At 58.6% G+C, this 24,500-nt stretch carries 20 protein-coding genes and 1 riboswitch; of the genes, 9 read left to right on the forward strand and 11 right to left on the reverse strand.

The features are described 5' to 3' along the window. Window positions 1-167: 167 nt before the first annotated feature. Both rsmD and AC6I79_RS18570 read left to right on the forward strand, forming a co-directional pair. Window positions 168-767, forward strand: coding sequence for a 16S rRNA (guanine(966)-N(2))-methyltransferase (gene rsmD / locus AC6I79_RS18565; RefSeq protein WP_309785525.1), 600 nt, complete (start codon window positions 168-170; stop codon window positions 765-767). Beyond that, window positions 757-1,023: a DUF1145 family protein gene (locus AC6I79_RS18570; RefSeq protein ID WP_021313674.1), complete on the forward strand. Its 267-nt coding sequence runs from the start codon at window positions 757-759 to the stop codon at window positions 1,021-1,023. The genes rsmD and AC6I79_RS18570 overlap by 11 nt, the downstream gene beginning before the upstream one ends. Before the next feature lie 43 nt (window positions 1,024-1,066). Here the strand turns inward: AC6I79_RS18570 and AC6I79_RS18575 are convergent, their stop codons facing one another. Further along, window positions 1,067-1,423 (reverse strand): DUF2500 domain-containing protein, encoded by a 357-nt coding sequence (locus AC6I79_RS18575; RefSeq protein ID WP_021508014.1) that lies wholly within the window; start codon window positions 1,421-1,423, stop codon window positions 1,067-1,069. A 162-nt stretch (window positions 1,424-1,585) separates the two neighbouring features. Between AC6I79_RS18575 and AC6I79_RS18580 the strand changes: the two genes are divergently transcribed. Both AC6I79_RS18580 and AC6I79_RS18585 read left to right on the forward strand, forming a co-directional pair. Then, a complete protein-coding gene (locus tag AC6I79_RS18580) occupies window positions 1,586-2,215 on the forward strand; it encodes a lysoplasmalogenase (RefSeq protein ID WP_021508015.1) in 630 nt (209 codons plus the stop codon). A 92-nt stretch (window positions 2,216-2,307) separates the two neighbouring features. Then, window positions 2,308-4,575: a zinc/cadmium/mercury/lead-transporting ATPase gene (locus tag AC6I79_RS18585; RefSeq protein ID WP_498027466.1), complete on the forward strand. Its 2,268-nt coding sequence runs from the start codon at window positions 2,308-2,310 to the stop codon at window positions 4,573-4,575. Window positions 4,576-4,593: 18 nt separating this feature from the next. Here AC6I79_RS18585 and tusA read toward each other — a convergent pair whose 3' ends face one another. After that, a complete protein-coding gene (gene tusA, locus AC6I79_RS18590) occupies window positions 4,594-4,845 on the reverse strand; it encodes a sulfurtransferase TusA (protein ID WP_021508017.1) in 252 nt (83 codons plus the stop codon). A gap of 303 nt (window positions 4,846-5,148) precedes the next feature. Here tusA and AC6I79_RS18595 point away from each other — a divergent pair, with 303 nt between their 5' ends. Both AC6I79_RS18595 and AC6I79_RS18600 read left to right on the forward strand, forming a co-directional pair. Beyond that, a complete protein-coding gene (locus AC6I79_RS18595; protein ID WP_498027467.1) occupies window positions 5,149-5,814 on the forward strand; it encodes a 7-cyano-7-deazaguanine/7-aminomethyl-7-deazaguanine transporter in 666 nt (221 codons plus the stop codon). Window positions 5,815-5,929: 115 nt separating this feature from the next. Continuing rightward, window positions 5,930-6,487 (forward strand): DcrB family lipoprotein, encoded by a 558-nt coding sequence (locus tag AC6I79_RS18600; protein WP_058774949.1) that lies wholly within the window; start codon window positions 5,930-5,932, stop codon window positions 6,485-6,487. Between the two features lie 180 nt (window positions 6,488-6,667). Here AC6I79_RS18600 and glgP read toward each other — a convergent pair whose 3' ends face one another. The 6 genes from glgP to asd form a co-directional block, all read right to left on the reverse strand. After that, window positions 6,668-9,115 (reverse strand): glycogen phosphorylase, encoded by a 2,448-nt coding sequence (glgP, locus tag AC6I79_RS18605; protein WP_058769996.1) that lies wholly within the window; start codon window positions 9,113-9,115, stop codon window positions 6,668-6,670. Between the two features lie 21 nt (window positions 9,116-9,136). After that, complete coding sequence (gene glgA, locus AC6I79_RS18610) at window positions 9,137-10,570, reverse strand: glycogen synthase GlgA (protein ID WP_058757589.1); 1,434 nt, start codon at window positions 10,568-10,570, stop codon at window positions 9,137-9,139. 62 nt (window positions 10,571-10,632) lie between these two features. Continuing rightward, the gene (gene glgC / locus AC6I79_RS18615; RefSeq protein WP_058757590.1) at window positions 10,633-11,925 is read right to left on the reverse strand and encodes a glucose-1-phosphate adenylyltransferase; all 1,293 of its coding nucleotides are present in this window, start codon (window positions 11,923-11,925) and stop codon (window positions 10,633-10,635) included. A gap of 10 nt (window positions 11,926-11,935) precedes the next feature. Continuing rightward, window positions 11,936-13,915 (reverse strand): glycogen debranching protein GlgX, encoded by a 1,980-nt coding sequence (gene glgX, locus AC6I79_RS18620; protein WP_498027468.1) that lies wholly within the window; start codon window positions 13,913-13,915, stop codon window positions 11,936-11,938. Further along, entirely contained in the window at window positions 13,915-16,101 is a 2,187-nt protein-coding gene (gene glgB / locus AC6I79_RS18625; protein WP_498027469.1) for a 1,4-alpha-glucan branching enzyme, read from the reverse strand. Before glgB ends, glgX begins: the two co-directional genes overlap by 1 nt. 358 nt (window positions 16,102-16,459) lie before the next feature. Further along, entirely contained in the window at window positions 16,460-17,569 is a 1,110-nt protein-coding gene (gene asd / locus AC6I79_RS18630; protein WP_059009874.1) for an aspartate-semialdehyde dehydrogenase, read from the reverse strand. Window positions 17,570-17,787: 218 nt separating this feature from the next. Between asd and AC6I79_RS18635 the strand changes: the two genes are divergently transcribed. Further along, on the forward strand, window positions 17,788-18,381 hold the full coding sequence (locus tag AC6I79_RS18635) for a YhgN family NAAT transporter (protein ID WP_031279795.1): 594 nt from the start codon (window positions 17,788-17,790) through the stop codon (window positions 18,379-18,381). Window positions 18,382-18,661: 280 nt separating this feature from the next. Here AC6I79_RS18635 and panS read toward each other — a convergent pair whose 3' ends face one another. The 3 genes from panS to AC6I79_RS18650 all read right to left on the reverse strand — a co-directional run bounded on the left by panS (window position 18,662) and on the right by AC6I79_RS18650 (window position 21,790). Continuing rightward, a complete protein-coding gene (panS, locus tag AC6I79_RS18640; protein WP_021508027.1) occupies window positions 18,662-19,585 on the reverse strand; it encodes a ketopantoate/pantoate/pantothenate transporter PanS in 924 nt (307 codons plus the stop codon). 262 nt (window positions 19,586-19,847) lie between these two features. Then, the gene (lysC, locus tag AC6I79_RS18645) at window positions 19,848-21,203 is read right to left on the reverse strand and encodes a lysine-sensitive aspartokinase 3 (protein WP_021508028.1); all 1,356 of its coding nucleotides are present in this window, start codon (window positions 21,201-21,203) and stop codon (window positions 19,848-19,850) included. A gap of 110 nt (window positions 21,204-21,313) precedes the next feature. After that, window positions 21,314-21,508: riboswitch (Lysine riboswitch) on the reverse strand. Window positions 21,509-21,544: 36 nt separating this feature from the next. After that, window positions 21,545-21,790, reverse strand: coding sequence for a hypothetical protein (locus AC6I79_RS18650; protein WP_125309290.1), 246 nt, complete (start codon window positions 21,788-21,790; stop codon window positions 21,545-21,547). 99 nt (window positions 21,791-21,889) lie between these two features. Between AC6I79_RS18650 and pgi the strand changes: the two genes are divergently transcribed. Then, window positions 21,890-23,536: a glucose-6-phosphate isomerase gene (gene pgi, locus AC6I79_RS18655; RefSeq protein ID WP_021508030.1), complete on the forward strand. Its 1,647-nt coding sequence runs from the start codon at window positions 21,890-21,892 to the stop codon at window positions 23,534-23,536. A gap of 639 nt (window positions 23,537-24,175) precedes the next feature. Continuing rightward, window positions 24,176-24,424, forward strand: coding sequence for an exopolysaccharide production protein YjbE (gene yjbE, locus AC6I79_RS18660; protein WP_021508031.1), 249 nt, complete (start codon window positions 24,176-24,178; stop codon window positions 24,422-24,424). The last annotated feature ends 76 nt before the right edge of the window (window positions 24,425-24,500 follow it).

Genomic DNA, 24,500 nt, shown 5'->3' on the forward strand with positions numbered 1-24,500 from the left:
CACTTTTTCGCGCGTGAGCGGCGTAAAAATCAGGCAATTACGTCCGCTTTATCAACTTAGTAGTCTAACACTTTCCTGCCAGCGCACCACAGCACCCTTTTTTAACGTTTCTTCTGCCTGCTACGCCCGTTAAACTACGCAACAAATTATGACGAGTTGTGAGCGAAATGAGTAAATCCCCCCGCAACAGCGGCGCGGCAGGCCAGATTCGCCTGATTGGCGGACAGTGGCGCGGCCGCAAATTGCCGGTGCCGGACAGCGCCGGCCTGCGCCCGACCACCGATCGCGTGCGTGAAACGCTATTTAACTGGCTGGCGCCGGATATCCAGCAGGCGCGCTGCCTCGATTGCTATGCCGGCAGCGGCGCGCTGGGCTTAGAAGCGCTGTCGCGCTATGCCGCCTCCGCGACCCTGCTGGAACTGGAACGTCACGTCGCGCAGCAGCTGACGCAAAACCTGCACACGCTGCGCGCCACGAATGCCAGCGTCGTCCAGACCAATACGCTGCAGTGGCTAAGCCAGCCCGGCGAGCCGTTTGACGTGGTGTTTGTTGATCCGCCGTTCCGCAAAGGCCTGCTGCAGGAGACGCTAACGCTGCTGGAGAACAATGGCTGGCTCGCCGCTCACGCGCTGATTTATGTTGAGAGCGAAGTGGAGCACGGCACCCCGCTGGCACCGGCTAACTGGGATCTGTATCGCGAGAAGATTGCCGGTCAGGTGGCCTATCGCCTCTATCAACGCCAACAGGAGACCAATGATGTGGCTTAATCTGGGACGTTTGCTGATGATTTGCGTCTGGGCATTTCTGCTGCTTAACCTGGTGCATCCCTTCCCGACGCCGCTGCGCTACTTTGTCCACGTTGCGCTGTTCTTTATGGTGGTGATGCACGGCCTGCAGCTGGTGCTGCTGCGTGCCACGCAACCAAAGGAAGCGCCAAAGCTGAGCCGCGCCACGCAGGCGAAAATCTTCTTCTTTGGCGTATTTGAACTGCTGGCGTGGCAGAAAAAGCACTATCCGTCGTAACGTAAGGCAGCGCGCGCGGCTTCAGCCCCGTGCGCTTTAGCGCCTATTGCGCCGGGGTAAAGCTGACAAAGCGCGTGCCCTGCATTTTCAGCTCGCCCTTCACGCCTTTGTCCATCTGGTGATAATCGCTGGCGCTGACGTTGACCTTAAAATCACCGGCGCCGTTCAGCGGATGGAACCAGGCTTCATACTTCATCTCTTCCGCCACAATCTCTTCGCGCTGACGCGAACGGCGATTGGGGGCCGGAAACTCTCGCTTGGTTTTCACTTCCACACTCATTGAGCGCACCGGTGAAGCGTCGTTGACCGCGGCTTCGCGGCGCTGCTTGATAAACTGACGGGTTGCCAGGATGGCAATTACAGCCAGGACGATAAAAAAGATTAGCGGTGGTTTGCTCATGTTTTCTCTCGCACTTTACGTCGGGGGTTAACAGATAAAAGACGCCAAAGCATACAACCAGAGTTGCCCGATTGTCACATTTGCCGCCAGTAACTTAAACTGAGATCGCGATTTTGGGAAAATTCATCAATGTGGGCGACACGTTCACAAAAGGGAGAAAAAATGCTTTGGTCTTTCCTTGCAGTCCTTTTTTCCGGTTGGCTGTATGTCGATGCCTCCTACCGCGGCCCGCAGTGGCAGCGCTGGCTGTTCAAACCCGTTACGCTGCTGTTGCTGGTTGCCTGGGCGTGGCAGGCTCCCACGCTTAACACCACCGACTACCTGATTCTGGCTGGCCTGGTCGCTACGCTGGTGGGCGATGCGTTAACCCTGCTGCCGCGTCAGCAGATGCTGTATGCGCTCGGCGCCTTTTTCCTTTCGCATCTGCTGTACACCATCAGCTTTGCCGCGCACATGACCATGAGCTTCTTCTGGCCGATTCCGCTCACCTTCCTGGTGATTGGTATCATCGTGATCGCCATTATCTGGTCAAAACTGGATACGCTGCGCTGGCCGATCTGTACGCTGATTGGCATGACGCTGGTGATGAACTGGATGGCGGCGGAAAATTACTTCTTCCGTCCGACCGATTACAGTTTCTCGCTGCTGGTGGGTGCCGTGCTGCTGTTGCTGGCTAACATAGTGTGGTTTATCTCGCACTATCGCCGTCGCTTCAGCGCTGACAGCGCCATCGTTGCCGCCTGCTACTTCGCCGGTCACTTCATGATTGTGCGTTCACTTTGGCTGTACTGAAAAAATTGACCTCACCGCTTGACTCTGGAGTCCACTCCAGAGTGTAGCATGCAGACTGCGGGCATCGGCCCGCTTCTGCAACCGGAGGTCACATGCATCAACATGCCCACTCTTGCCGCTGTGGCAAATCACACCGTCAGCCAAAACCGCTGTGCGCGGTACGCAGCGTTCAGCCTGCATCCCTGAAGATTTCCGCCGCGCAGCCGGTGGCCGCGTCCAGTGATTGTGGCTGCTGCAACAGCGATGACGACAGTCCCGGCGGCGGCGACGCCGACAGCGACAGGCGCGCATCCGCGTCCTATCAGTTCCGCTGGCAGATTGCCGGCATGGACTGCCCGAGCTGCGCCCGCAAAATCGAAACCGCCGTGCAAAAGCTGCCGCAGGTCGCCAGCGCGCGGGTGATATTCGCCAGTGAAAATCTGCTGGTGGAGGCGCACAGCGATATTCGTCCGGCTATCGAACAGGCCGTTAACCACGCCGGCTTTAGCCTGATTTCTAAAGACAGCCCGGCACCGGCGGCGCGCCGCTGGCGCGATAATGCGGCGCTCATGCTGCTCACGCTGTTGATGATTGCCAGCTGGCTGCTGAGCCAGCTCACGCCGCTGTGGGGCGATCGCCTGTTTGTGCTTACCACGCTGGTCGGTCTGGTGCCGGTAGCCCGCAGCGCGTGGCAGGCCATACGCAGCGGCTCGCCGTTCAGCATTGAAACCCTGATGACCCTCGCCGCCGGGGGCGCACTGGTGATTGGCGCCCACGCCGAAGCTGCCATGGTGCTGCTGCTGTTCCAGCTGGGAGAACGGCTGGAAGCCTATGCCGCCGCGCGGGCGCGCCGTGGCGTCACCGCGCTGATGGCGCTGCGTCCGGACACCGCCACACGCGTCAATGGCACACAGCGTGAGCAGGTAGCACTGGCGGCGCTCCAGCCCGGCGATGTGATTGAAGTGGCGGCAGGCGGTCGTCTGCCCGCCGATGCCGAGCTGCTGCACGCCAGCGCCAGCTTTGATGAAAGCGCGCTGACCGGCGAATCGCTACCGGTGGCCCATCAGCCGGGCGATGCCGTGATGGCAGGCGCCACCAGCGTGGATCGGCTGGTGACGCTGCGCGTGACCTCACAGCCGGGCCACAGCGCTATCGACCGCATTCTGCAGCTGATAGAAGAAGCTGAAAGTCACCGCGCGCCGGTGGAGCGTTTTATCGATCGCTTCAGCCGCCTCTACACGCCGGCCATCATGCTGCTGGCACTGCTGGTGATGGTGCTGCCGCCGCTGCTCGGATTCGGCGCCTGGCTGCCGTGGATCTACAAAGGGCTGACGCTGCTGCTTATTGGCTGTCCGTGCGCGCTGGTGATCTCCACGCCTGCCGCTATCACTTCCGGCCTGGCGGCGGCGGCTCGCCAGGGCGCGCTGATTAAAGGCGGCGCGGCGCTCGAACGCCTCAGCCGGGTGCAGGCGCTGGCGTTTGATAAAACCGGCACCCTGACCGCCGGTAAACCGCAGGTCACCGACGTAAAGCCGTTTGGCGCGGATGCACAGCAACAGCTGCTCAGCCTCGCGGCCGCTATCGAGCAGGGCTCCGGCCATCCGCTGGCGCGGGCGATAGTGGCGGAAGCGCAGCGCCAGCAGCAGGTGATTCCACCGGCGCAGCATCAGCAAACGCTGGCCGGCAGCGGCATTCGCGCACAAATCGACGGCGTGATGCATCAACTGCTGGCACCGCGTGATGCGGCGGCGCTGAGTGACACGCAGCAGCAGCAGATTGCGCAGCTGGAGGCACAGGGCAAAACCGTGGTGGTGCTGTTGCGCGAAGCACAGCCGCTCGGGCTGCTGGCGCTGCAGGATTTGCTGCGCGAGGAGGCGCGCAGTGCGCTGGCGGCGCTGCAGGCGCTGGGAATTCGCAGCGTGATGCTGACCGGCGATAATCCGCGCGCCGCCGCCGCGATAGCCGCCGAACTCGGCATCAGCTATCGCGCCGGTCTGTTGCCTGCGGATAAGGTAGCCGCCGTGCGTGAACTGGGCGAACAACAGCCGCTGGCGATGGTCGGCGATGGCATCAACGATGCGCCAGCCATGAAGGCAGCGACGCTGGGGATTGCCATGGGCAGCGGCACCGATGTGGCGCTGGAAGCGGCCGATGCGGCTCTGACGCAGAATAACCTGGCGATTCTGCCGCGCACCGTGCAGCTGGCACGCCGCACGCGCGCCATTATCCGTCAGAATATTGCGCTGGCGCTGGGGCTGAAGGCGATTTTCCTCGTCACCACGCTGCTCGGCTTTACCGGCTTGTGGCTGGCGGTGCTGGCCGATTCCGGTGCCACCGCGCTGGTCACCGCCAACGCGCTGCGCCTGCTGCGTCAGCGCTGAGGCGGGCGGATGCCGCGATCAGGCATCCGCGCCTTTCTGGATCAGATACTGATACGGCAGGCTCTCGGTCTGCTGTGCCAGCAGCTGATGCTCCATAAAGCGGCAGAAGCCGGGAATATCACGCGTGGTCGCCGGATCGTCGGCGATGATCAACAACGTTTCGCCCGCCTGCATGGTACGCACGGTTTTGCGCACCATCATCACCGGCTCCGGGCAGCGCAGCCCAAGCGCATCAAGTGTATGGTCCGCAGCGGAAAAAGGATCGCTCATGATTCTCTATCTTTATTCAGGGTGGGCGCTCATTCTAACGCGCTACAGCGCGCGCGCAAGGCGAGAACGATTGCGTTAAAATTAACCATTGCATTTGTTGCGCAACACGCTAAGATGCCGTCCGATTTTTTAATGTTACTTCCAATTCCTCAAAATAATTCAGGTTTTAGGAAGGCGGCAAGCCTGCTCACCCCAGGAGCTTACTGAAGTAAGTGACTGGGGTGAGCAGGCGCAGCTAACGCACATAAAACCTGAAGTATGAAGAGGATGGGTTCCCTCACCCCATTTTTAAAAAAGGCCTTTATGATCAACTTCTCTGCAAGTCAGCGCATGCATGCGCTATTCTGGCTATCGCTGTTTCACCTGCTGGTGATTACCTCCAGTAACTATCTGGTGCAGCTGCCGGTCGCGATTTTCGGTTTCCACACCACCTGGGGTGCGTTTAGCTTCCCGTTTATTTTTCTCGCCACCGATCTCACCGTGCGTATTTTTGGCGCACCGCTGGCACGGCGCATTATCCTTGCGGTGATGATTCCGGCGCTGTTTATCTCCTACATCGTGTCGTGCGTGTTTTATCAGGGCGCGTGGCAGGGCTGGGCCTCGCTGCAGGAGGTCAATCTGTTCGTGGCGCGTATCGCCTGCGCCAGCTTTATGGCCTATGCGCTGGGGCAGATCCTTGATGTGCACGTGTTTAACCGCCTGCGTAAACTGCCGCAGTGGTGGATTGCGCCTGCCTGTGCCATGTTCCTCGGTAATATCAGCGATACGCTGGCCTTCTTCTTTATCGCCTTTTATAAGAGTCCGGACCCGTTCATGGCCAGCCACTGGGTGGAGATCGCACTGGTGGATTACAGCTTCAAAGTGCTGATCTGCATGATTTTCTTCCTGCCTGCTTACGGTGTTCTGCTTAATGCGGCACTTAAGCGCCTGGCGGAACGTTCGGCTCAGCGCCAGATGAATTTCGGCTAATTGAACGTAGACGAAACGCCACGGCACGCTAAGATTTCCTGACAAAGCGCTGATTGCTTTTAAGCACCGATTCCGTTTTGATAACGGCTGATGGAAATCTTACGAAGGGATAAGAATGCGTAACTTAGTGAAATATGCGGGCATCGGCCTGCTGGTGTTAGGCCTGGCGGCGTGTGATCAGAAGAAAGACGACACGGCGGCAAACAGCAACGGCGCCAGCGCCAGTCAGTCAGCACAGACGGTGAACCTGATGGACGGTAAGCTGAGTTTCAGCCTGCCAGCAGGCATGTCGGATAAGAGCGGCAAGCTGGGTTCGGAATCCACCAATATGCACGTGTATGCCGATGAAACCGGCCAGCGCGCAATTATCGTGATTGCGGGTGATCCGACCAATGAAGGACTGGATGCGCTGGCTCAGCGTCTGGAGCAGCAGCAGCGCAACCGCGATCCGCAGCTGCAGGTGGTGTCGAACAAGGCGGTGACGCTGAAAGACCAGCCGGCACAGCAGCTGGATACGGTGATTTCCGCCAATAACCAGACCTCCTGGTCCTCGGTTATTCTGGCGAAGGTGGACGGTAAACTGCTGACGCTGCAGATCACCCTGCCCGCCGACAATCAGCAGCAGGCGCAGAGCGATGCCGATGCGATTGTGAAGAGCATTACCCTGAAGTAAGACGTTACCAGGTGCGCATTAATGCGCACCCTACGACAAACAGCAGCGGTTGTGAGATTGTGCCAGGTGCGCATTAATGCGCACCCTGTGACAAACGGCAACGGTTGTGGGATTGTACCCGATGCGCATCAATGCGCATCGGGCCATATTTTGTAGGGTCGCCATTCATGGCGACCTTTTTTATAACCTCACCGGCGAAATATGCCAGATCTCATCCGCGTACTCCTGAATGGTACGGTCGGCGGAGAAATAGCCCATATTGGCGATGTTCAGCGCCGCACGCCGCTGCCACTCTTCCGGCTGACGATAAAGCTTATCCACCTTATCCTGGGTATCCACATAACTGCGGTAATCCGCCAGCAGCTGATAATGATCGCCAAAGTTGACCAGCGCGTCGAACAGGTTACGGTAGCGCCCCGGCTCCTGCGGGCTGAAGACGCCGCTGGCGATTTGCGTCAGCGCCTGGTGCAGTTCCGCATCCTCTTCATAGTATTTACGCGGGTTATAGCCCTCAGTGCGCAGCTTCTCCACCTGCGGCGTGGTGTTGCCGAAGATAAAGATATTCTCTGCGCCGACGTGCTCGCGCATCTCCACGTTGGCCCCATCCAGCGTACCGATGGTCAGCGCGCCGTTTAGCGCAAACTTCATGTTACTGGTGCCGGAGGCTTCGGTGCCGGCGGTAGAGATCTGCTCGGAGAGATCCGCCGCCGGAATGATGATCTGCGCCAGGCTGACGCCGTAGTTAGGGATAAACACCACCTTCAGCTTGTTCTTCACCTGTGGATCGTTGTTGATCACGTTGGCGACATCGTTGATCAGGTGAATGATGTGCTTGGCGACGTAATAGGCCGACGCCGCTTTCCCGGCGAAGATATTGACGCGCGGCACCCACTCTGCGGTCGGATCGGCTTTGATACGGTTGTAACGCGTGATGACGTGCAGCACGTTCAGCAGCTGACGTTTGTATTCGTGAATACGCTTGATCTGCACGTCGAACAGCGCCTGCGGATCCAGCACGATATCCATATTCTTCGCCACCCACTCCGCGAGGCGCTTTTTGTTGGCGAACTTGGCATCGGCAATCTGTTCAATAAAGGCCGGATAGTCAATGTGCGGCACCAGCTCGCTCAGCTGAGCCAGATCGGTACGCCAGGTGCGGCCAATCGCGTCATCCAGCACCTCAGACAAGGCCGGGTTGGCCAGCGCCAGCCAGCGGCGCGGCGTCACGCCGTTGGTTTTATTGCAGAAGCGCCCCGGGAACAGGCGGGCAAAATCGGCGAACAGCGACTGCACCATCAGATTAGAGTGCAGTTCCGACACGCCGTTGACCTTATGGCTAACCACCACCGCCAGCCACGCCATGCGGATGCGGCGACCATCGTTTTCGTCGATGATCGAGATGCGCGCCATCAGATCCCAGTCGTCCGGATAGTAATCCTGAATGGTCTTCAGGAAGTAGTCATTGATTTCGAAAATGATGCTGAGGTGACGCGGCAGGATCTTGCCGATCATGTCCACCGGCCAGGTCTCCAGCGCTTCGCTCATCAGCGTATGGTTGGTGTACGAGAACACCTGGCAGGTGACTTCAAAGGCGTCGTCCCAGGTAAACTTGTGCTCATCAATCAGCAGACGCATCAGCTCGGGAATCGCCAGCACCGGATGGGTATCGTTGAGGTGGATGGCAATTTTGTCGGCCAGGTTGTCCCAGGTTTCATGCATCTGCCAGTGGCGATTGAGGATATCCTGCACCGTGGCGGAGACGAGAAAATACTCCTGGCGCAGACGTAGCTCGCGCCCGGAGTAGGTCGAGTCGTCGGGATAGAGCACGCGCGACACGTTCTCCGAGTGGTTTTTATCTTCCACCGCCGCGAAGTAGTCGCCCTGATTAAACTTGCCGAGGTTGATTTCGTTACTGGCCTGCGCGCCCCACAGCCGCAGCGTGTTGGTGGCATCGGTATCGAAGCCAGGGATAATCTGATCGTAGGCCATCGCCACGATCTCCTCGGTCTCAACCCAGCGCACCCGGCTACCTTCATGCTGCAACCGCCCGCCAAAACGCACTTTGTAGCGGGTGTTAAAGCGCTGGAACTCCCACGGATTGCCGTACTCCAGCCAGTAATCCGGCGATTCACGCTGCTGGCCGTCAACGATGTTCTGTTTGAACATGCCGTAATCGTAGCGAATGCCGTAGCCGCGTCCGGGCAGGCCCAGCGTGGCCAGCGAGTCGAGGAAGCAGGCCGCCAGCCGGCCAAGACCGCCGTTGCCGAGCCCGGGATCGTTCTCTTCTTCCATCAGCTCGCTGAGGTCGAGTCCCATCTCATCCAGCGCCTGGTTGAGATCGTCATAGATACCCATCGCCAGCAAGGCATTGCCCAGCGTGCGCCCCATCAGGAACTCCATCGACAGGTAATAAACCTGGCGCACATCCTGCGACAGTTGCGCACGGCTGGAGCGCAGCCAGCGCTCCACCATGCGATCGCGTACCGCCAGCAGCGCGGCGTTCAGCCACTCATGCTTGTTGGCGATCGACGGATCTTTACCAATGGTAAACATCAGCTTATAGGCGATTGAGTGCTTGAGGGCGTCAACCGTCAGCGTGGGTGAGGCATAGGTGAAAGGTGCGTTCATATGCGGTATCCCAATCTCTCATTACAGCAAGCGTTGATAAAGATCGCGGTAGGCTTGTGCTGCCACCTGCCAACTAAAATCCATCCCCATCGCCTGGCGCTGAACATAACGCCAGAGTGAAGGACGGGACCATAAAACAAAAGCACGACGAATCGCGCGCAGCAGTGACCAGGCATTGCTGTCTTCGAAGCTGAAGCCGCTGGCTACGCCGTCAGCGAGGTTTTCCAGCGAGCTGTCCTGTACGGTATCCGCCAGTCCACCGGTGCGCCTGACCAGCGGCAGCGTGCCATATTTCAGGCCGTACAACTGCGTCAGACCGCACGGTTCGAAACGGCTGGGCACCATAATGACGTCCGCGCCACCGACAATGCGGTGCGAGAAGGCTTCGTGATAACCAATTTGCACGCCGACGCTGCCCGGATGCTCAGCGGCTGCGGCGAGGAAGCCCTGCTGCAGTTCCGCATCGCCCTGGCCCAGCAGCACCAGTTGCCCGCCCTGCGCCAGCAGTCCCGGCAGCGCTTCCAGCACCAGATCCAGCCCTTTCTGTTTGGTTAAACGGCTGATAACGCAGAACACCGGCACTTTGTCATCAACCTTCAGCCCCATGGCAATCTGCAGCTGACGTTTATTCTCCGCTTTGCTCTCCAGCGTGTCGCGGTCGTAGCGGGCGGTCAGCAACAGGTCGTGTGCCGGATCCCAGATGCCGGGATCGACGCCGTTGAGAATCCCGCTCAGCCGTCCTTCGCGCAGCCGCTGCTCCAGCAGCGCTTCCATGCCGTAGCCGAACTCCGGCCGGGTGATCTCCAGCGCATAGGTCGGGCTGACCGCAGTTATATGATCGGCATAAAACAGGCCGGCCTTTAGGTAAGAAATCTGGCCGTAGAATTCCAGCCCGTGCATTTCAAAATAGGCGCGCGGGATCTGGATTTCGTCCAGATGCCGCGCGGAAAACAGCCCCTGATACGCCAGGTTATGCACGGTAAACACCGTTTTCGCCGGACGTCCGCGTGCGGCGATATAGGCCGGTGCCAGACCGGCGTGCCAGTCGTGCGCGTGCACGATGTCCGGCTGCCAGTAAGTATCCAGCCCGCTGGCCAGCTCGGCCGCCATCCAGCCGAGCAGCGCAAAGCGCAGGTAGTTATCGACATAGGCAAACTGCGACGTATCGTGGTACGGGCTGCCGGGACGATCGTACAGTCCCGGCGCATCAATCAAATATATCCCCACGCCGTTGAAGGGCCCAAACAGCAAGCGGACCGGCCCGGCAAAGGTTTGCAGCTCCGCCACCACTTCGGTATCAGGAATCCCTTTACGCAGATCCGGAAACGCCGGAATCAGCACCCGCGTGTCCATACCTTCGGCAATTTGTGCCTGAGGCAATGCACCGACGACATCAGCCAGTCCGCCGGTTTTTAGCAGCGGGAAAAGCTCTGAACAGACATGTAAAACCTGCATCCTGAACCCCTATTGTGTTATCGCCCGCGTTCCACGCGGCAATGTTCTTTGCCTTTCGTCACTTACTGACCCGCAGCGGCCAATTTGGCCAGCATGGCGCGCGTCACCAGTACGATGCCCTCTTCTGAACGGTAAAAACGGCGACTATCCTCATCCGGATTTTCGCCAATCACCATGCCTTCCGGAATGACGCAGGCACGGTCTATGACGCAGCGACGCAAACGGCACGATCGCCCGATAACCACATCGGGCAGCAGCACCGCCGAATCAATATTGCAAAACGAGTTAACGCGCACGCGCGGGAATAGCACCGAATTCACCACCACCGAGCCGGAAATAATGCAGCCGCCGGAGACCAGCGAGTTCATGGTCATGCCGTGACTGCCGGATCGATCCTGGACAAATTTGGCCGGCGGCAGCGGCTCCATGTGAGTACGAATCGGCCATTCGTGGTCATACATATCGAGTTCGGGCGTCACCGAGGCCAGATCGAGGTTGGCGCGCCAGTAAGCTTCCAGCGTACCGACGTCGCGCCAGTAAGGTTCCGCGTTTTCGTCGTTCTGTACGCACGACAGCGTGAAGGAGTGGGCGTAGGCTTCGCCGCTGGCGACGATCTTCGGCAGCAGATCTTTACCGAAATCGTGGCTTGAGTCGGCGATCTGCAAATCCTCCTCCAGCAGCTCATAGAGGTAATCGGCGTTGAACACGTAAATGCCCATGCTGGCCAGCGCTTTGCTGTCGTCGCCCGGCATGGACGGCGGCTGCGCCGGTTTCTCAACGAAATCGATTACATTGTTGTCCGCATCGACTGCCATCACGCCAAACGCGGTGGCCTCATGCAGCGGTACGGGCAGACAGGCGATGGTGCACTTGGCGCCACGATCGGCGTGGTCGAGCAGCATGCGCGAGTAATCCATTTTGTAGATGTGATCCCCGGCGAGAATCACGATGTACTGCGCGTTGTAGCGGCGAATGATGTCGAGATTCTGCGTGACCGCATCGGCGGTACCGCGATACCAGTGTTCGGTCGAGGCGCGCTGCTGCGCCGGCAGCAGATCGACAAACTCATTCATCTCTTCGTTGAACAAGGACCAGCCGCGCTGAATGTGCTGCGTCAGCGTATGTGACTGATATTGGGTGATGACGCCGATGCGCCGAATCCCGGAGTTGATACAGTTGGAGAGCGCAAAGTCGATGATGCGGAACTTGCCGCCGAAGTGCACGGCAGGCTTGGCGCGTTTAGCGGTAAGATCTTTCAGGCGCGTACCGCGCCCGCCAGCAAGGATCAGGGCAACCGTCTGTGTAGGGAGCTGGCGCGCCAGCATCAGGGGGTCGTTTCTATCTAATTTCACCATGTCTGACTCCTTATGATTGCTTTAGGAACACACACACGCCGTGTGCGGGCCCGTGCCAGACAGTTGTCAGGATGGGGTTATCTTCCCCGGCGAAAGGAGGAATGGCTCGCCATTCTCCGTCTGGTAAGGCAAGGTCACTCACCGAATCCGTGGCGTTTATCGTTAGTAACCAGCGGCCGGAGAGCAGGATCTGCAGTCTGTGCATCCCCTGTTCCCACTCATCCCTTTCCAGTGGTTTGCCGCTGGCATTCAACCACTGCACGTTGCCATCGCCCTCCTGCCACCAGCTGTCCTGCGTCAGCGCGGGAATACGCTGACGCAGCCGGATTAACGCGGCAGTGAAGTCGACCAGTCCAAAATCATCCTGTTGCCAGTTCAGCCAGGTGAGCGGGTTATCCTGACAGTACGCATTATTGTTGCCGTGCTGGCTGTGACCGCGTTCGTCACCGGCCAGCAGCATCGGCGTGCCCTGCGCCAGCAGCAGCGTGGTCAGCAACGCGTGCACGCTGCGCCGCCGCCGCTCGACCACATCGAAGTTGCCCTGCAGCCCTTCAAAACCATGGTTATGGCTGAAATTACTGCTGCTGCCGTCGCGATTATCCTCGCCGTTGGCCTGATTATGCTTCTGGTTATAACTCACCACGTCACGCAGCGTGAAGCCGTCGTGCGCGGTGATCAGATTAATGCTGGCGTGCGGCAGACGCGCCGCGCGCTGAAATACATCGCTGGAGCCGGCAAAGCGGCGGGCAAAATCACCGTTACTCAACTCACCGTGCAGCCAGTAGCGGCGCGCCGTATCGCGAAAGTGGTCGTTCCATTCGGCGAAGCCGGGCGGAAAGTTGCCCACCTGATAGCCGCCGGGGCCGATATCCCAGGGTTCAGCGATCAGCTTCACCTGCGACAGCACCGGGCAGGCCTGCATGGCCACAAACAGCGGCGCATCCTGGCGGTAATCCGGCGTGCGCCCGAGCACGCTGGCCAGATCGAAACGAAAGCCGTCAACGTGGCAGGTTTGCACCCAGTAACGCAGCGCGCCCAGCGCCCAGTCAAGCACCTGCGGATCGCTGAGGTTCAGCGTATTACCGCAGCCGGTCCAGTTGTGATATTCACCGTTATAGCCCAGCCAGTAATAGCTGGCGTTGTCGACGCCGCGCAGCGACAGTGTCGGGCCAATCTCTTCCAGCTCGGCGCTGTGGTTGAACACCACGTCCAGAATCACTTCAATGCCGGCCGCGTGTAGCGCTTTTACCGCCTGCTGAAACTCCTGCAGCGGCGTCTGGCCCGCTTCACCCGCCGCGTAATGCGGATGCAGCGCCCACAGCGCAAACGGGTTATAGCCCCAGTAGTTGCTCAGGCCGAGCCGTTGCAGGCGCGGCTCGCTGGCAAACGCGGCTATCGGCAGCAGCTCCAGCGCGGTGATACCCAGCCGGCGCAGATAGCTCACCATAGCAGGATGCCCCAGCGCCGCATATGTCCCGCGTAGCCTTTCCGGAATTTCCGGATGCTGCTGCGTCAGGCCGCGAACGTGCGCCTCGTAAATCACCGTCCTGCCCCACGGCGTGCGGGGCGCACAATCGTCCTGCCAGTCAAAATCGTCGGCGATCACCAGCGATTTGGGCGCAACGCCAGCGCTGTCGGCATCATCCTGCTGCCACTCTCCACCCAGCAGGCGCGCGTCGTCTGGCACCGCGCCGCATACCGCTTTGGCACAGGGATCGACCAGCAGTTTGGCCGGATTGAAACGATGACCGCGCTCTGGCTGCCACGGTCCATGCACGCGGTAGCCATAGCGCTGCCCCGGCTTTAGCGCCGGAACATAGCCATGCCAGATGTCACCGCTGCGCGCCGGCAGTGGGAAGCGTTGTTCACTCCCCTGTTCATCAAACAGGCACAGCTCTACCCGCTCCGCGTGGCGCGAGAACAGCGTAAAGTTAACGCCGCGCCCGTCATAATGGGCACCCGGCGGTACCGGCTGGCCCGGCTGGAGCATCAATCGCCCTCCCGCACCAGCCACAGCGTGGCGAGCGGCGGCAGCGTCAGGTTTAGCGACTGCGCGCGCCCGTGGCTGGCGATGTCATCGGTATGGACGATACCGTGATTGCGCAGATCGCTGCCGTGATAATCATGCTGATCGGTGTTCAGCACTTCGCGCCAGCCGCCGCGCTGATTCACGCCGAAGCGATAGTTGTGGCGCGGCACCGGCGTGAAGTTACTGGCGACAATCAGTTCATTGCCCTCGCGGTCGCGGCGCACAAACACAAAGACCGAGTTTTCGTGATCGTCGACCACCAGCCACTCGAAGCCGCTGGCATCGAAATCAAGCTGATAAAGCGGCGAAAAGTGGCGATAGCTGTGGTTCAGGTCACGTACCAGACGCTGCACGCCGTGGTGCCAGTTGTCCAGCCCCTCCAGCAGATGCCAGTCGAGGCTGGTATCGTGGTTCCATTCCCGCCCCTGAGCGAATTCATTGCCCATGAACTGCAGTTTTTTGCCGGGAAAGCCCCACATCCAGCCGTAATAGGCGCGCAGGTTGGCAAATTTCTGCCAGGTATCACCCGGCATGCGGTCGAGTATCGACTTTTTGCCGTGTACCACTTCGTCGTGCGACAGCGGCAGCACGAAGTTTTCCGTGTAGTTGTACAGCATGCCGAAGGTCATCAGCTGATGATGGTAGCGGCGATGCACCGGATCGAGCTTCATGTAGTCGAGGGTGTCGTGCATCCAGCCGAGGTTCCATTTGAACCAGAAGCCCAGGCCGCCATCCTCGGATGGCCGCGTCACGCCGGGATAATCGGTAGACTCTTCCGCCACGCTGATGCTGCCGGGCGCAGCACGGCCCAGCGTGCGGTTGGTATGGCGCAGGAAGGCGATGGCTTCGAGATTTTCACGGCCGCCAAACTGGTTAGGTACCCACTCACCCTCTTTGCGGCTGTAGTCGCGATAGATCATCGACGCCACCGCATCGACGCGCAGGCCATCAATGCCGAAGCGCTCCATCCAGTACAGCGCATTGCCGGAGAGATAGTTGCTGACCTCGCGCCGGCCAAAGTTGTAGATCAGCGTATTCCAGTCCTGATGGTAGCCTTCGCGCGGATCGCTGTGCTCGTACAGTTCGGTACCGTCGAATTTGGCGAGGCCAAAATCGTCACTGGGGAAGTGGCCTGGCACCCAGTCGAGCAGCACGTTGAGGCCCGCTTCGTGCGCGGCGGCGATGAAATGCCGAAACTCATCACGCGTGCCGAAGCGGCGCGTCGGCGCGTACATGCCGAGCGGCTGATAGCCCCAGCTGCCGTCGAACGGATGCTCGTTGATCGGTAACAGTTCGATATGGGTAAACCCCATCTCTTTGACATAGGGCACCAGCTGTTCGGCCAGCTCTTTGTAACTCAGCCAGAAATTGTTGTCGGTGTGACGACGCCACGAACCGAGATGCACTTCATAAATAGAGATCGGCTGGTCAAAGCCGTTGGCGAGTTTGCGCTGCGGCTGCATCTCCAGCTTCGGCGGCAGGCCGCAAATCATTGAGGCGGTCTGCGGACGCATTTGCGCTTCGAAGGCGAACGGATCGGCTTTGATGCGCATCTGACCGTGCGCATCAATGATTTCGAATTTGTACAGCTGGCCGTTAACCGCGCCGGGCACAAACAGCTCCCAGATGCCGAGCTCGCGACGGAAACGCATCGGATGGCGGCGACCATCCCAGAAGTTAAACTCGCCTACCACCGAAACGCGCTGCGCGTTCGGGGCCCAGACGGCGAAGCGCGTGCCGGCAACGCCATCAATGGTGGTGCCGTGCGCGCCGAGCGTTTCATACGGCCGCAGGTGCGTGCCTTCGGCCAGCAGCCAGGCATCCATTTCCGCCAGCAGCGGGCCAAAGCGGTAGGCATCGTCGATCAGGTTTTGCTGGCCGTGCCAGTTGACTGCCAGCTGGTAGCGAAACAGGTTTTTACGGCGCGGGATCACGCCGCTGAAGAAGCCGCGCGAATCAAGACATTTAAGCTGGGCGCATTTGCGGCCGGTGTTGGTTTCAATCACCCAGACTTCGGATGCATCCGGTAACAGCGCACGCACTTCAAGACCTTGTGTGGTCTGGTGCATCCCCAGTACTGAGAAGGGGTCGGCATAATTACCGGCGAAAAGGGCATTGATCGCATGGCGATCGGGAAGCTCTGACATGACTTTCTTCCTATGATTTTTTGCGCAGGCGACCGGAGAGACAGGATTGTCGCTATAGGTGCGCTGCTTTTCATGAGCCATACATACAGCAGCAAGGAAGGACACCCTCCGTGGGAAAGATCCTGGCCGTGTACAACAACTATTCCATTCGCAAAGTAAAAACAGTTAACAACCGGCACATCACTGTTAAATCATAGCTTGGGGTTGGCAGAAGCCAGGGTGGAACGCAAAAAATTGTTATCGGGCGAGCAAAAAGGGGAAGCTGATCACTTGTCGGGCGCAATTTGGGTTAAGTTTTGCACTCCCGTGGAAAGAAAAAAGGCCGGGAAACCCCGGCCTGTCTGGATTCGCGCTGCGCTTAGTCAATCAGCAAACGCAGCATGCGACGCAGCGGTTCGGCAGCGCCCCACAGTAACTGATCGCCGACGGTAAAGGCCGACAGATACTCCGGCCCCATGTTCAGCTTACGCAGACGGCCCACCGGCGTGGTCAGCGTGCCGGTCACCGCGGCGGGCGTCAGTTCACGCATGGTGATGTCGCGATCGTTCGGCACCACTTTCACCCACTCGTTGTGCGCGGCCAGCAACTGTTCGATTTCGTTCAGCGGCACATCTTTCTTCAGCTTCAACGTGAACGCCTGGCTGTGGCAGCGCAGCGCGCCGACGCGCACGCACAGGCCATCGACCGGAATGGTGTGACGGGTCGAGAGAATTTTGTTGGTCTCCGCCTGGCCTTTCCACTCTTCGCGGCTCTGGCCGTTGTCCAGCTGCTTATCGATCCACGGGATCAGGCTGCCGGCCAGCGGTACGCCGAAGTTGTCGGTCGGCAACGTGCCGGAACGGGTAAAGTCAGTCACGCTGCGCTCAATGTCGAGAATGGCGGAGGCCGGATTTTGCAGCGAAGTCGCAACGTGGTCGTGCAGCATGCCCATCTGGGTCAGCAGTTCGCGCATATGGCGCGCGCCGCCGCCGGAGGCCGCCTGATACGTCGCGACGGAGGCCCACTCGACCAGGTCGTTAGCGAACAGTCCGCCCAGCGACATCAGCATCAGGCTGACGGTGCAGTTACCGCCGACAAAGGTTTTGATGCCGCTGTCGAGGCCCTGACGAATCACCTGATGGTTGACCGGATCAAGAATAATGATGGCGTCATCTTTCATGCGCAGCGTGGAGGCCGCATCAATCCAGTAGCCCTGCCAGCCGCTCTCGCGCAGCTTCGGGTAGACTTCACTGGTATAATCGCCGCCCTGGCAGGTGATGATGATATCCAGCGCCTTCAGCGCCTCAATATCAAACGCATCCTGCAGCGCACCGGTCGACTTACCGCCAAACGTCGGCGCAGCCTGACCCAGTTGCGAAGTGGAGAAGAAGACCGGATTGATCACATCGAAATCGCGTTCTTCGCTCATACGTGACATCAGCACAGAGCCGACCATGCCACGCCAACCAATAAAACCTACATTCTTCATTTTCTGTCCGTCTCAGGAACTCGGGCCGGGGCCTGGGTGGTGCGAAAAAAGACCAGCGCCAGCAATGCGCCAGTCTGCGTAATAATCAGGTTTACCTATGACCCACAACTCTACAAAATGCAGCACTTCTGGCAAGTGAATTAATTCGATTGCGCTAACTTTTTCAGCAGTACAACTTATAACGGCTGTGGCCGACCTGAAGGGATGGTTTACCTCTGATGACTGAAATGATATCCGCGACCATATTGTTGCTGTTGATTATGGACCCGCTGGGCAACCTGCCGATTTTCATGTCGGTGCTGAAGCACCTGGAGCCGAAGCGCCGCCGCGTAGTGCTGATGCGCGAGATGCTGATCGCCTTGATTCTGATGCTGCTGTTCCTGTTTGCCGGTGAACGCATCCTGGCGTTTCTTAATCTGCGCACCGAAACGGTGTCGATTTCCGGCGGCATCATTCTGTTTCTGATCGCCATTCGCATGATTTTCCCGTCCGGCGAGACCAGCACCAGCGGCCTGCCCGCCGGCGAAGAGCCGTTCCTGGTGCCGCTGGCGATCCCGCTGGTCGCCGGGCCCTCGCTGCTCGCCACCCTGATGCTGCTGTCACACCAGTATCCCAACCAGATGACGCACCTGGTCGGCGCCCTGCTGATTGCCTGGGGTGTCACGGTGGTGATTCTGCTGATGTCCGGCCTGTTCCTGCGCCTGCTGGGGGATAAAGGCGTCAACGCGCTGGAGCGATTAATGGGTTTGATCCTGATTATGCTGGCGACGCAGATGTTCCTGGACGGGATTCGGGTTTACCTGAAACTGTAATGTTTCGCGTTTGCGGTCGCCATGAATGGCGACCCTACAAGATTATTGCGCGTTTTTACAGAGGGCGCATTTATGGGGGAACCCTTGACCGTTGAGCGTTTACGGTCGCCATGAATGGCGCCCCTACAAAGTTATCGCACGTTTTGCAGAGGGCGCATTTATTGCCCCTCTGCAAGGTTATCGCGTGTTTTTTGTAGGGTGCGCATTTATGCGCACCGGCATCAACAGGACGATGGTGCGTAACCGATCGTCATTGATGACCACCGGTACGCATGCCCCGTTATTTCTGCTTCTTCTCAATCGTTTTACCCGACCAGTAACCCGCCAGCAGCGAACCGGAGAGGTTGTGCCACACCGAGAACAGTGCGCCGGGCAGTGCGGCCAGCGGTGAGAAGTACAGTTTGCCTAGCGTGGCCGCCAGTCCGGAGTTCTGCATACCGACTTCCAGCGCCAGCGTGCGGCAGGTGGATTCGTCAAAGCCAAACAGCTTGCCACCCCAGTAGCCGCCGAGCAGCCCAATGGCGTTGTGCAGGATCACCGCCGCGATCACCATCAGCCCTACCGAGCCGATAAAGCCCTGGCTACCGGCGACCACCGCGCTAATGATCAGCAGAATACACACCATCGAAAACGCCGGCAGATACGGCTCAACGCGGCGCACCACGCTGTTCATGGAGTGGTGAATAATCAGGCCAAGCCCAATCGGGATCACCACGATTTTGACGATGCTGAGCAGCATGCCCACCACATCGACCTGAATGTGGGTATCTACGTAGAAGCGCGTCAGCAGCGGCGTCGCGAACACGCCCACCAGCGCCGAAACCGACGAGATGGTCACCGACAGCGCCACGTCGCCCTTCGCCAGATAAATCATCACGTTCGAGGCTGTCCCGCTGGCCACGCTGCCGACCAGAATCATCCCGGCGGCCAGATCCGGCGGCATCTGGAACAGTTTCGCCAGCGCCCAGGCCGCCAGCGGCATTACCAGATAGTGCAGGAACGTGCCGGCAATCACCGGTGCCGGACGCACCAGCACGCGTTTGAAATCGTCAATGTTGAGCGTCACGCCCATGCCGAACATGATCAGCATCAGCAGGTAGGTTACCCACGGCCCGATGCCGAGGAAGGTGGACGGCGAATAATAGGCTGCAACGGACAGCAGTACGGCCCAGAGCGGAAACAGGCGGGTGAGTTTGGCGAGCATGAAGAAATGTCCTTAGCGTTTTACTTAATTGGTTTTTTGCCACAGATGAAAAGGCGTGCGGGGAACGACCGCAGCGACCTGCGCCGGATCATAACATTTCATTATCATAAGCGTGGCCGACGACAGAAAATGCCTATCGGCTGCTAAAGATCGCCGGGCAGACACGGGCATTCCGCTGGCATTTGTCCGAAATAGCGTCAGGCTGAACAGCAGAGATAAAAAAAGCCGGACATTGTCCGGCTTCGGGTGACTTACGCGTCAATTAAGATTCGAACAGATTCTTATGCAGCGCGCGCACCACCTCTTCCGCGTCAGGCGTTGGCACCAGGAAGCACAGGTTGTAGCTGCTTGCGCCGTAGCAAATCATGCGCAGGTTAAACGGCTCCAGCGCGCCGAATACCTCTTTGCCGACGCCGCAGGCTTTCGACAGGTTGTTGCCGATGATCGCCACCAGCGCCAGATTCTCTTCCACTTCCACCCGGCACAGGGATGAGAGCTCGGTCAGCAGCGCCTGGGTCAGCAGACTGTCGGCGGTGCTGGTCGAACCGGTGGTATCCAGCGTCAGCGCCACGCTCACTTCCGAGGTGGTAACCAGATCAACCGAAATACTGTGGCGCGCCAGGATAGCAAACACTTCCGCCAGGAAGCCGTGCGCGTGCAGCATGTTCAGGCTGTGCAGCGTCAGCAGCGTCTGTTTGCGCCGCAGTGCCAGCGCGCGGAACAGCGGCGGATTTTTAGTCTCGTTGCAGACGCGTGTGCCGCCCGCAGCCGGATCTTTACTGGAGCCGACAAACACCGGAATATCACTGCGCACCGCCGGCAGCAGCGTCGCCGGATGCAGCACTTTCGCGCCGAAGATCGCCATCTCCGCCGCTTCTTCAAAGGTGATCTCTTCGATGCGTTTCGCCTGCGGCACCACACGCGGGTCAGTGGTGTAGATGCCCGCCACGTCGGTCCAGATATCCACACGCGTCGCCTGCAGCGCTTCGCCGAGCAGCGCAGCGGTGTAATCGCTGCCGCCACGGCCCAGCGTGGTGGTGCGGCCTTTGCCTTCGCTGCCAATAAAGCCCTGCGTGATCACCAGCGCTTCTGCGGTGCGCGGCTGCAGCTGAGCCGCTGCCAGCGTTTTCAGCTCGGCCACATCCGGCTCGGCGCGGCCAAAACGGTCGCTGGTGCGCATCACTTTGCGGACGTCAAACCACTCGGCATTCACCTGGCGCTCGCGCAGGATCTCGACGAACAGCAGGCTCGACATCAGTTCGCCGTGGCTCACCAGCTCATCGGTCAGCGCGGTCGAACGGGCTAATGCCGCCGCTTCCGCCAGCATGATGATGTTCTCCAGCATGCGATCAATCTCCTGACGGATGACGTCCGGCGACTGCAGGCGATCGATGATGGCATATTGAATAGTGCGGATTTGATCCAGCAGATAAGCGCGCTGCTCGAGTTCCTGGCCTTCAGCCAGCGAAACCAGCAGGTTAGTCACGCCCGCCGAGGCAGAGAGCACCACCAGACGGGTATTGGCATCAGACAGCACGACGTCCGCGCTGCGGTTCATGGCATCGAAATCGGCAACGCTGGTGCCGCCAAATTTTGCCACGATCAACGATTGAGACATGTAACAAAACCTCGTGTCAGGTTATCTCCTCCCATTCGCGGAAGAGAAGATCGGGTAACAGCCTTGGCACAAGAGAAGAGCAGAATTGGACAGACAAGATCAGGAGATGAGTCACCAAAAGCACTTCACCTTGCGAAACGTCCGACTGCGGACGCTTCTGGTGACAACCCAGAGGATTCAGCCCCTGCAGCCGACAGCACAACACTCCGCGTGTTGCACCACCTCGGCGTCGCACCCCCTGATGTATTCTCGCTGGATACGGATCCTCAAACACACTGCCTGGGCGACGCGCCTCTTCTGGCTTGCACCCGGAGGTACAAGTCGCGCGCACAAAATACTGATTAATTGTTCCGCTGTCCAGCCTTGCGGCGCCGGGAAAATTCATTTTTACACTTATGCAGCGCATTGCTAAACAAACCCGGAAGCCGCCAGCCGCCTAAAGTAGTCAGCGGTGCGAAAAAACCGGTGTTTTGCTGATGCCGCGCAGAGTAATGCGCGGCGAACCGGCCGACAATCGCCGCCGGATTTACCTGAAACGCTGCGGCTGGCGTCACAAATTTTTTCCTTTCAGTTGCAACTGTGGTCATACTGAAACGCGTGCAAGCCGTAACAAATGCTCAGCATGCCGGGCCAGACAGGATGCGCCCGGATGGAATGACGGTTCTTATATCAACAAGAGTGTTGCCATGAAAAATATCAATCCGACACAAACCGCAGCCTGGAAAGCGCTGCAGCAGCATTTTGATCAGATGAAATCGGTAGAGATTGCCGACCTGTTTGCGCAGGATGCCGATCGTTTTGCGAAATTCTCTGCCACCTTTGATGATCAGATGCTGGTGGATTTCTCAAAAAACCGCATCACCCAGGAAACCCTCGACAAACTCCAGGCGCTGGCGAAAGAGACCGATCTGGCGGGCGCCATCAAATCCATGTTCTCCGGTGAGAAGATTAACCGCACCGAAGATCGCGCCGTGCTGCACGTAGCCCTGCGCAACCGCAGCAACACGCCGATTCTCGTGGATGGCAAAGATGTGATGCCGGAAGTGAACGCGGTGCTGGCGAAGATGAAAGCCTTCTCCGAGCGCATCATCAGCGGCGAGTGGAAAGGCTACACCGGCAAGCCGATTACTGATGTGGTGAACATCGGTATCGGCGGTTCAGACCTCGGCCCGTTCATGGTGACCGAAGCGCTGCGTCCGTATAAAAACCACCTCAACATGCACTTTGTTTCCAACGTTGATGGCACGCACATTGCCGAAACGCTGAAGCCGCTCAGCCCGGAAACCACGCTGTTCCTCGTGGCGTCGAAAACCTTTACCACGCAGGAAACCATGACCAACGCCCACAGCGCGCGTGACTGGTTCCTGAACACCGCCGGCGATCAGCAGCACGTGGCGAAGCACTTTGCCGCGCTCTCGACCAATGCGAAAGCGGTCGGTGAATTTGGTATCGACACCGCCAACATGTTCGAGTTCTGGGACTGGGTCGGCGGCCGCTACTCACTGTGGTCCGCAATTGGCCTGTCGATCATCCTGTCCATCGGCTTCGAAAACTTCGAACAGCTGCTGAGCGGCGCGCACGCCATGGACCAGCACTTCGCGAACACGCCAGCGGAGCAAAACCTGCCGGTGCTGCTGGCGCTGATTGGTATCTGGTACAACAACTTCTTCGGTGCCGAAACCGAAGCAATTCTGCCGTACGACCAGTACATGCACCGGTTTGCCGCTTACTTCCAGCAGGGCAACATGGAATCCAACGGTAAGTACGTCGACCGCGACGGCAACCCGGTGGATTACCAGACCGGTCCGATTATCTGGGGTGAACCCGGCACCAACGGGCAGCACGCGTTTTATCAGCTGATCCATCAGGGCACCAAGCTGATTCCATGCGACTTCATTGCGCCGGCGCAGACCCACAACGCGCTGGCCGATCACCACCAGAAGCTGCTGTCCAACTTCTTTGCTCAGACCGAAGCGCTGGCGTTTGGTAAAGCCCGCGAGGTGGTAGAGAAAGAGTTTACCGATGCCGGTAAATCGGCGGAGTCCGTCGCGCATATCGTGCCGTTCAAGGTGTTTGAAGGTAACCGCCCGACCAACTCGATTCTGCTGCGTGAAATTACTCCGTTCAGCCTCGGCGCGCTGATTGCGCTGTACGAGCACAAGATCTTCACTCAGGGCGCGATTCTCAACATCTTTACCTTCGATCAGTGGGGCGTTGAGCTGGGCAAACAGCTGGCTAACCGCATTTTGCCGGAGCTGGAAAACGATGCGCAGATTAACAGCCACGATAGCTCCACCAATGGCTTAATTAATCGCTACAAATCCTGGCGTTAATTTCACCCCCAGGCTCATCAGGCGGCAGCACATGCCGCCTTTTTTGTTCCGATCAACTGCCCCGCGGCAAATAAGCGGATTTTGCTGCCACGCTGCGGTTAGATAATTCTTAAAATGCCCTAAGGAAAATCGGAAGATGCCATCATGCGTGGCGGGCTTATCTGGTAAAAAATGGATCTGATTTGTCCACCTCACCCACCTAAGCAACTGATTAAATTTGTATTTCTATTTTAACCCTTTCAGGAAAATCTGATTATTCCTATTCCGTGCCATTTTTTAATGCAAAAGTGAAAAATGCTGCTGTGCTATAATGTCCTGCGCAAATATTCCAGCCAGCGAAAAAAGCGCAATTAAAAAAAGCAGCTAACGCCAATTCGCCTTATTTATCACCAGAAACGTCCTGCTTAATCCCCCTCTTTTTCTGGCGCTGAACTCTGGTAATTTGTTGCCCTATACTGAACGCGCCTTCAAGGCTGCCCTGAATACTTCCCCGCTGTCGCCCGGCGGCCCGGGAAACATTATTGCGCGCTGACCACGGTCAGCCAGCTGCATGCGGCCCAGCGGCCATCGGACGGCAGCGTACGGTATGACGGGTAATATCCTTCATTCACGTTTTATCAAGATGCAGGAAACGTTGTTATGAAAAAACTGATGGTTGCCGGTGCAGCCTTACTTTACGTTGCCGTTTCTTCCGCTGCGATTGCCGCACCGGAAGAAGCCGGTGCTGCAGCAGGTGCGCAGGCGGGAGCAATCTCGACCGGTGCGACCACCGCTGTGGGTATCGGCGCACTCGGTGCGTTAGTGGGTCTCGGCGTTGCCGCTGCTGGCGGTGGCGACGGTGCAAATACCGGTACAACAACCACTACCACAACGAGCACCACTCGTTGATGTAGCACCTTTAAACATAACCACACAGTCGTGTGGTTATTTTTTGTTTTTTTGCCTCTATTGAGACAGGGATACA

It is taken from the genome of gamma proteobacterium symbiont of Scutellera amethystina, from assembly GCF_059730845.1.

Excerpts from the sequence above, each read along its gene's own strand:
- rsmD (WP_309785525.1), top strand. The coding sequence starts at position 168 with ATGAGTAAATCCCCCCGCAACAGCGGCGCGGCAGGCCAGATTCGCCTG.
- AC6I79_RS18570 (WP_021313674.1), top strand. The coding sequence starts at position 757 with ATGTGGCTTAATCTGGGACGTTTGCTGATGATTTGCGTCTGGGCATTT.
- AC6I79_RS18575 (WP_021508014.1), bottom strand. The coding sequence starts at position 1,423 with ATGAGCAAACCACCGCTAATCTTTTTTATCGTCCTGGCTGTAATTGCC.
- AC6I79_RS18580 (WP_021508015.1), top strand. The coding sequence starts at position 1,586 with ATGCTTTGGTCTTTCCTTGCAGTCCTTTTTTCCGGTTGGCTGTATGTC.
- AC6I79_RS18585 (WP_498027466.1), top strand. The coding sequence starts at position 2,308 with ATGCATCAACATGCCCACTCTTGCCGCTGTGGCAAATCACACCGTCAG.
- tusA (WP_021508017.1), bottom strand. The coding sequence starts at position 4,845 with ATGAGCGATCCTTTTTCCGCTGCGGACCATACACTTGATGCGCTTGGG.
- AC6I79_RS18595 (WP_498027467.1), top strand. The coding sequence starts at position 5,149 with ATGATCAACTTCTCTGCAAGTCAGCGCATGCATGCGCTATTCTGGCTA.
- AC6I79_RS18600 (WP_058774949.1), top strand. The coding sequence starts at position 5,930 with ATGCGTAACTTAGTGAAATATGCGGGCATCGGCCTGCTGGTGTTAGGC.
- glgP (WP_058769996.1), bottom strand. The coding sequence starts at position 9,115 with ATGAACGCACCTTTCACCTATGCCTCACCCACGCTGACGGTTGACGCC.
- glgA (WP_058757589.1), bottom strand. The coding sequence starts at position 10,570 with ATGCAGGTTTTACATGTCTGTTCAGAGCTTTTCCCGCTGCTAAAAACC.
- glgC (WP_058757590.1), bottom strand. The coding sequence starts at position 11,925 with ATGGTGAAATTAGATAGAAACGACCCCCTGATGCTGGCGCGCCAGCTC.
- glgX (WP_498027468.1), bottom strand. The coding sequence starts at position 13,915 with ATGCTCCAGCCGGGCCAGCCGGTACCGCCGGGTGCCCATTATGACGGG.
- glgB (WP_498027469.1), bottom strand. The coding sequence starts at position 16,101 with ATGTCAGAGCTTCCCGATCGCCATGCGATCAATGCCCTTTTCGCCGGT.
- asd (WP_059009874.1), bottom strand. The coding sequence starts at position 17,569 with ATGAAGAATGTAGGTTTTATTGGTTGGCGTGGCATGGTCGGCTCTGTG.
- AC6I79_RS18635 (WP_031279795.1), top strand. The coding sequence starts at position 17,788 with ATGACTGAAATGATATCCGCGACCATATTGTTGCTGTTGATTATGGAC.
- panS (WP_021508027.1), bottom strand. The coding sequence starts at position 19,585 with ATGCTCGCCAAACTCACCCGCCTGTTTCCGCTCTGGGCCGTACTGCTG.
- lysC (WP_021508028.1), bottom strand. The coding sequence starts at position 21,203 with ATGTCTCAATCGTTGATCGTGGCAAAATTTGGCGGCACCAGCGTTGCC.
- AC6I79_RS18650 (WP_125309290.1), bottom strand. The coding sequence starts at position 21,790 with ATGACCACAGTTGCAACTGAAAGGAAAAAATTTGTGACGCCAGCCGCA.
- pgi (WP_021508030.1), top strand. The coding sequence starts at position 21,890 with ATGAAAAATATCAATCCGACACAAACCGCAGCCTGGAAAGCGCTGCAG.
- yjbE (WP_021508031.1), top strand. The coding sequence starts at position 24,176 with ATGAAAAAACTGATGGTTGCCGGTGCAGCCTTACTTTACGTTGCCGTT.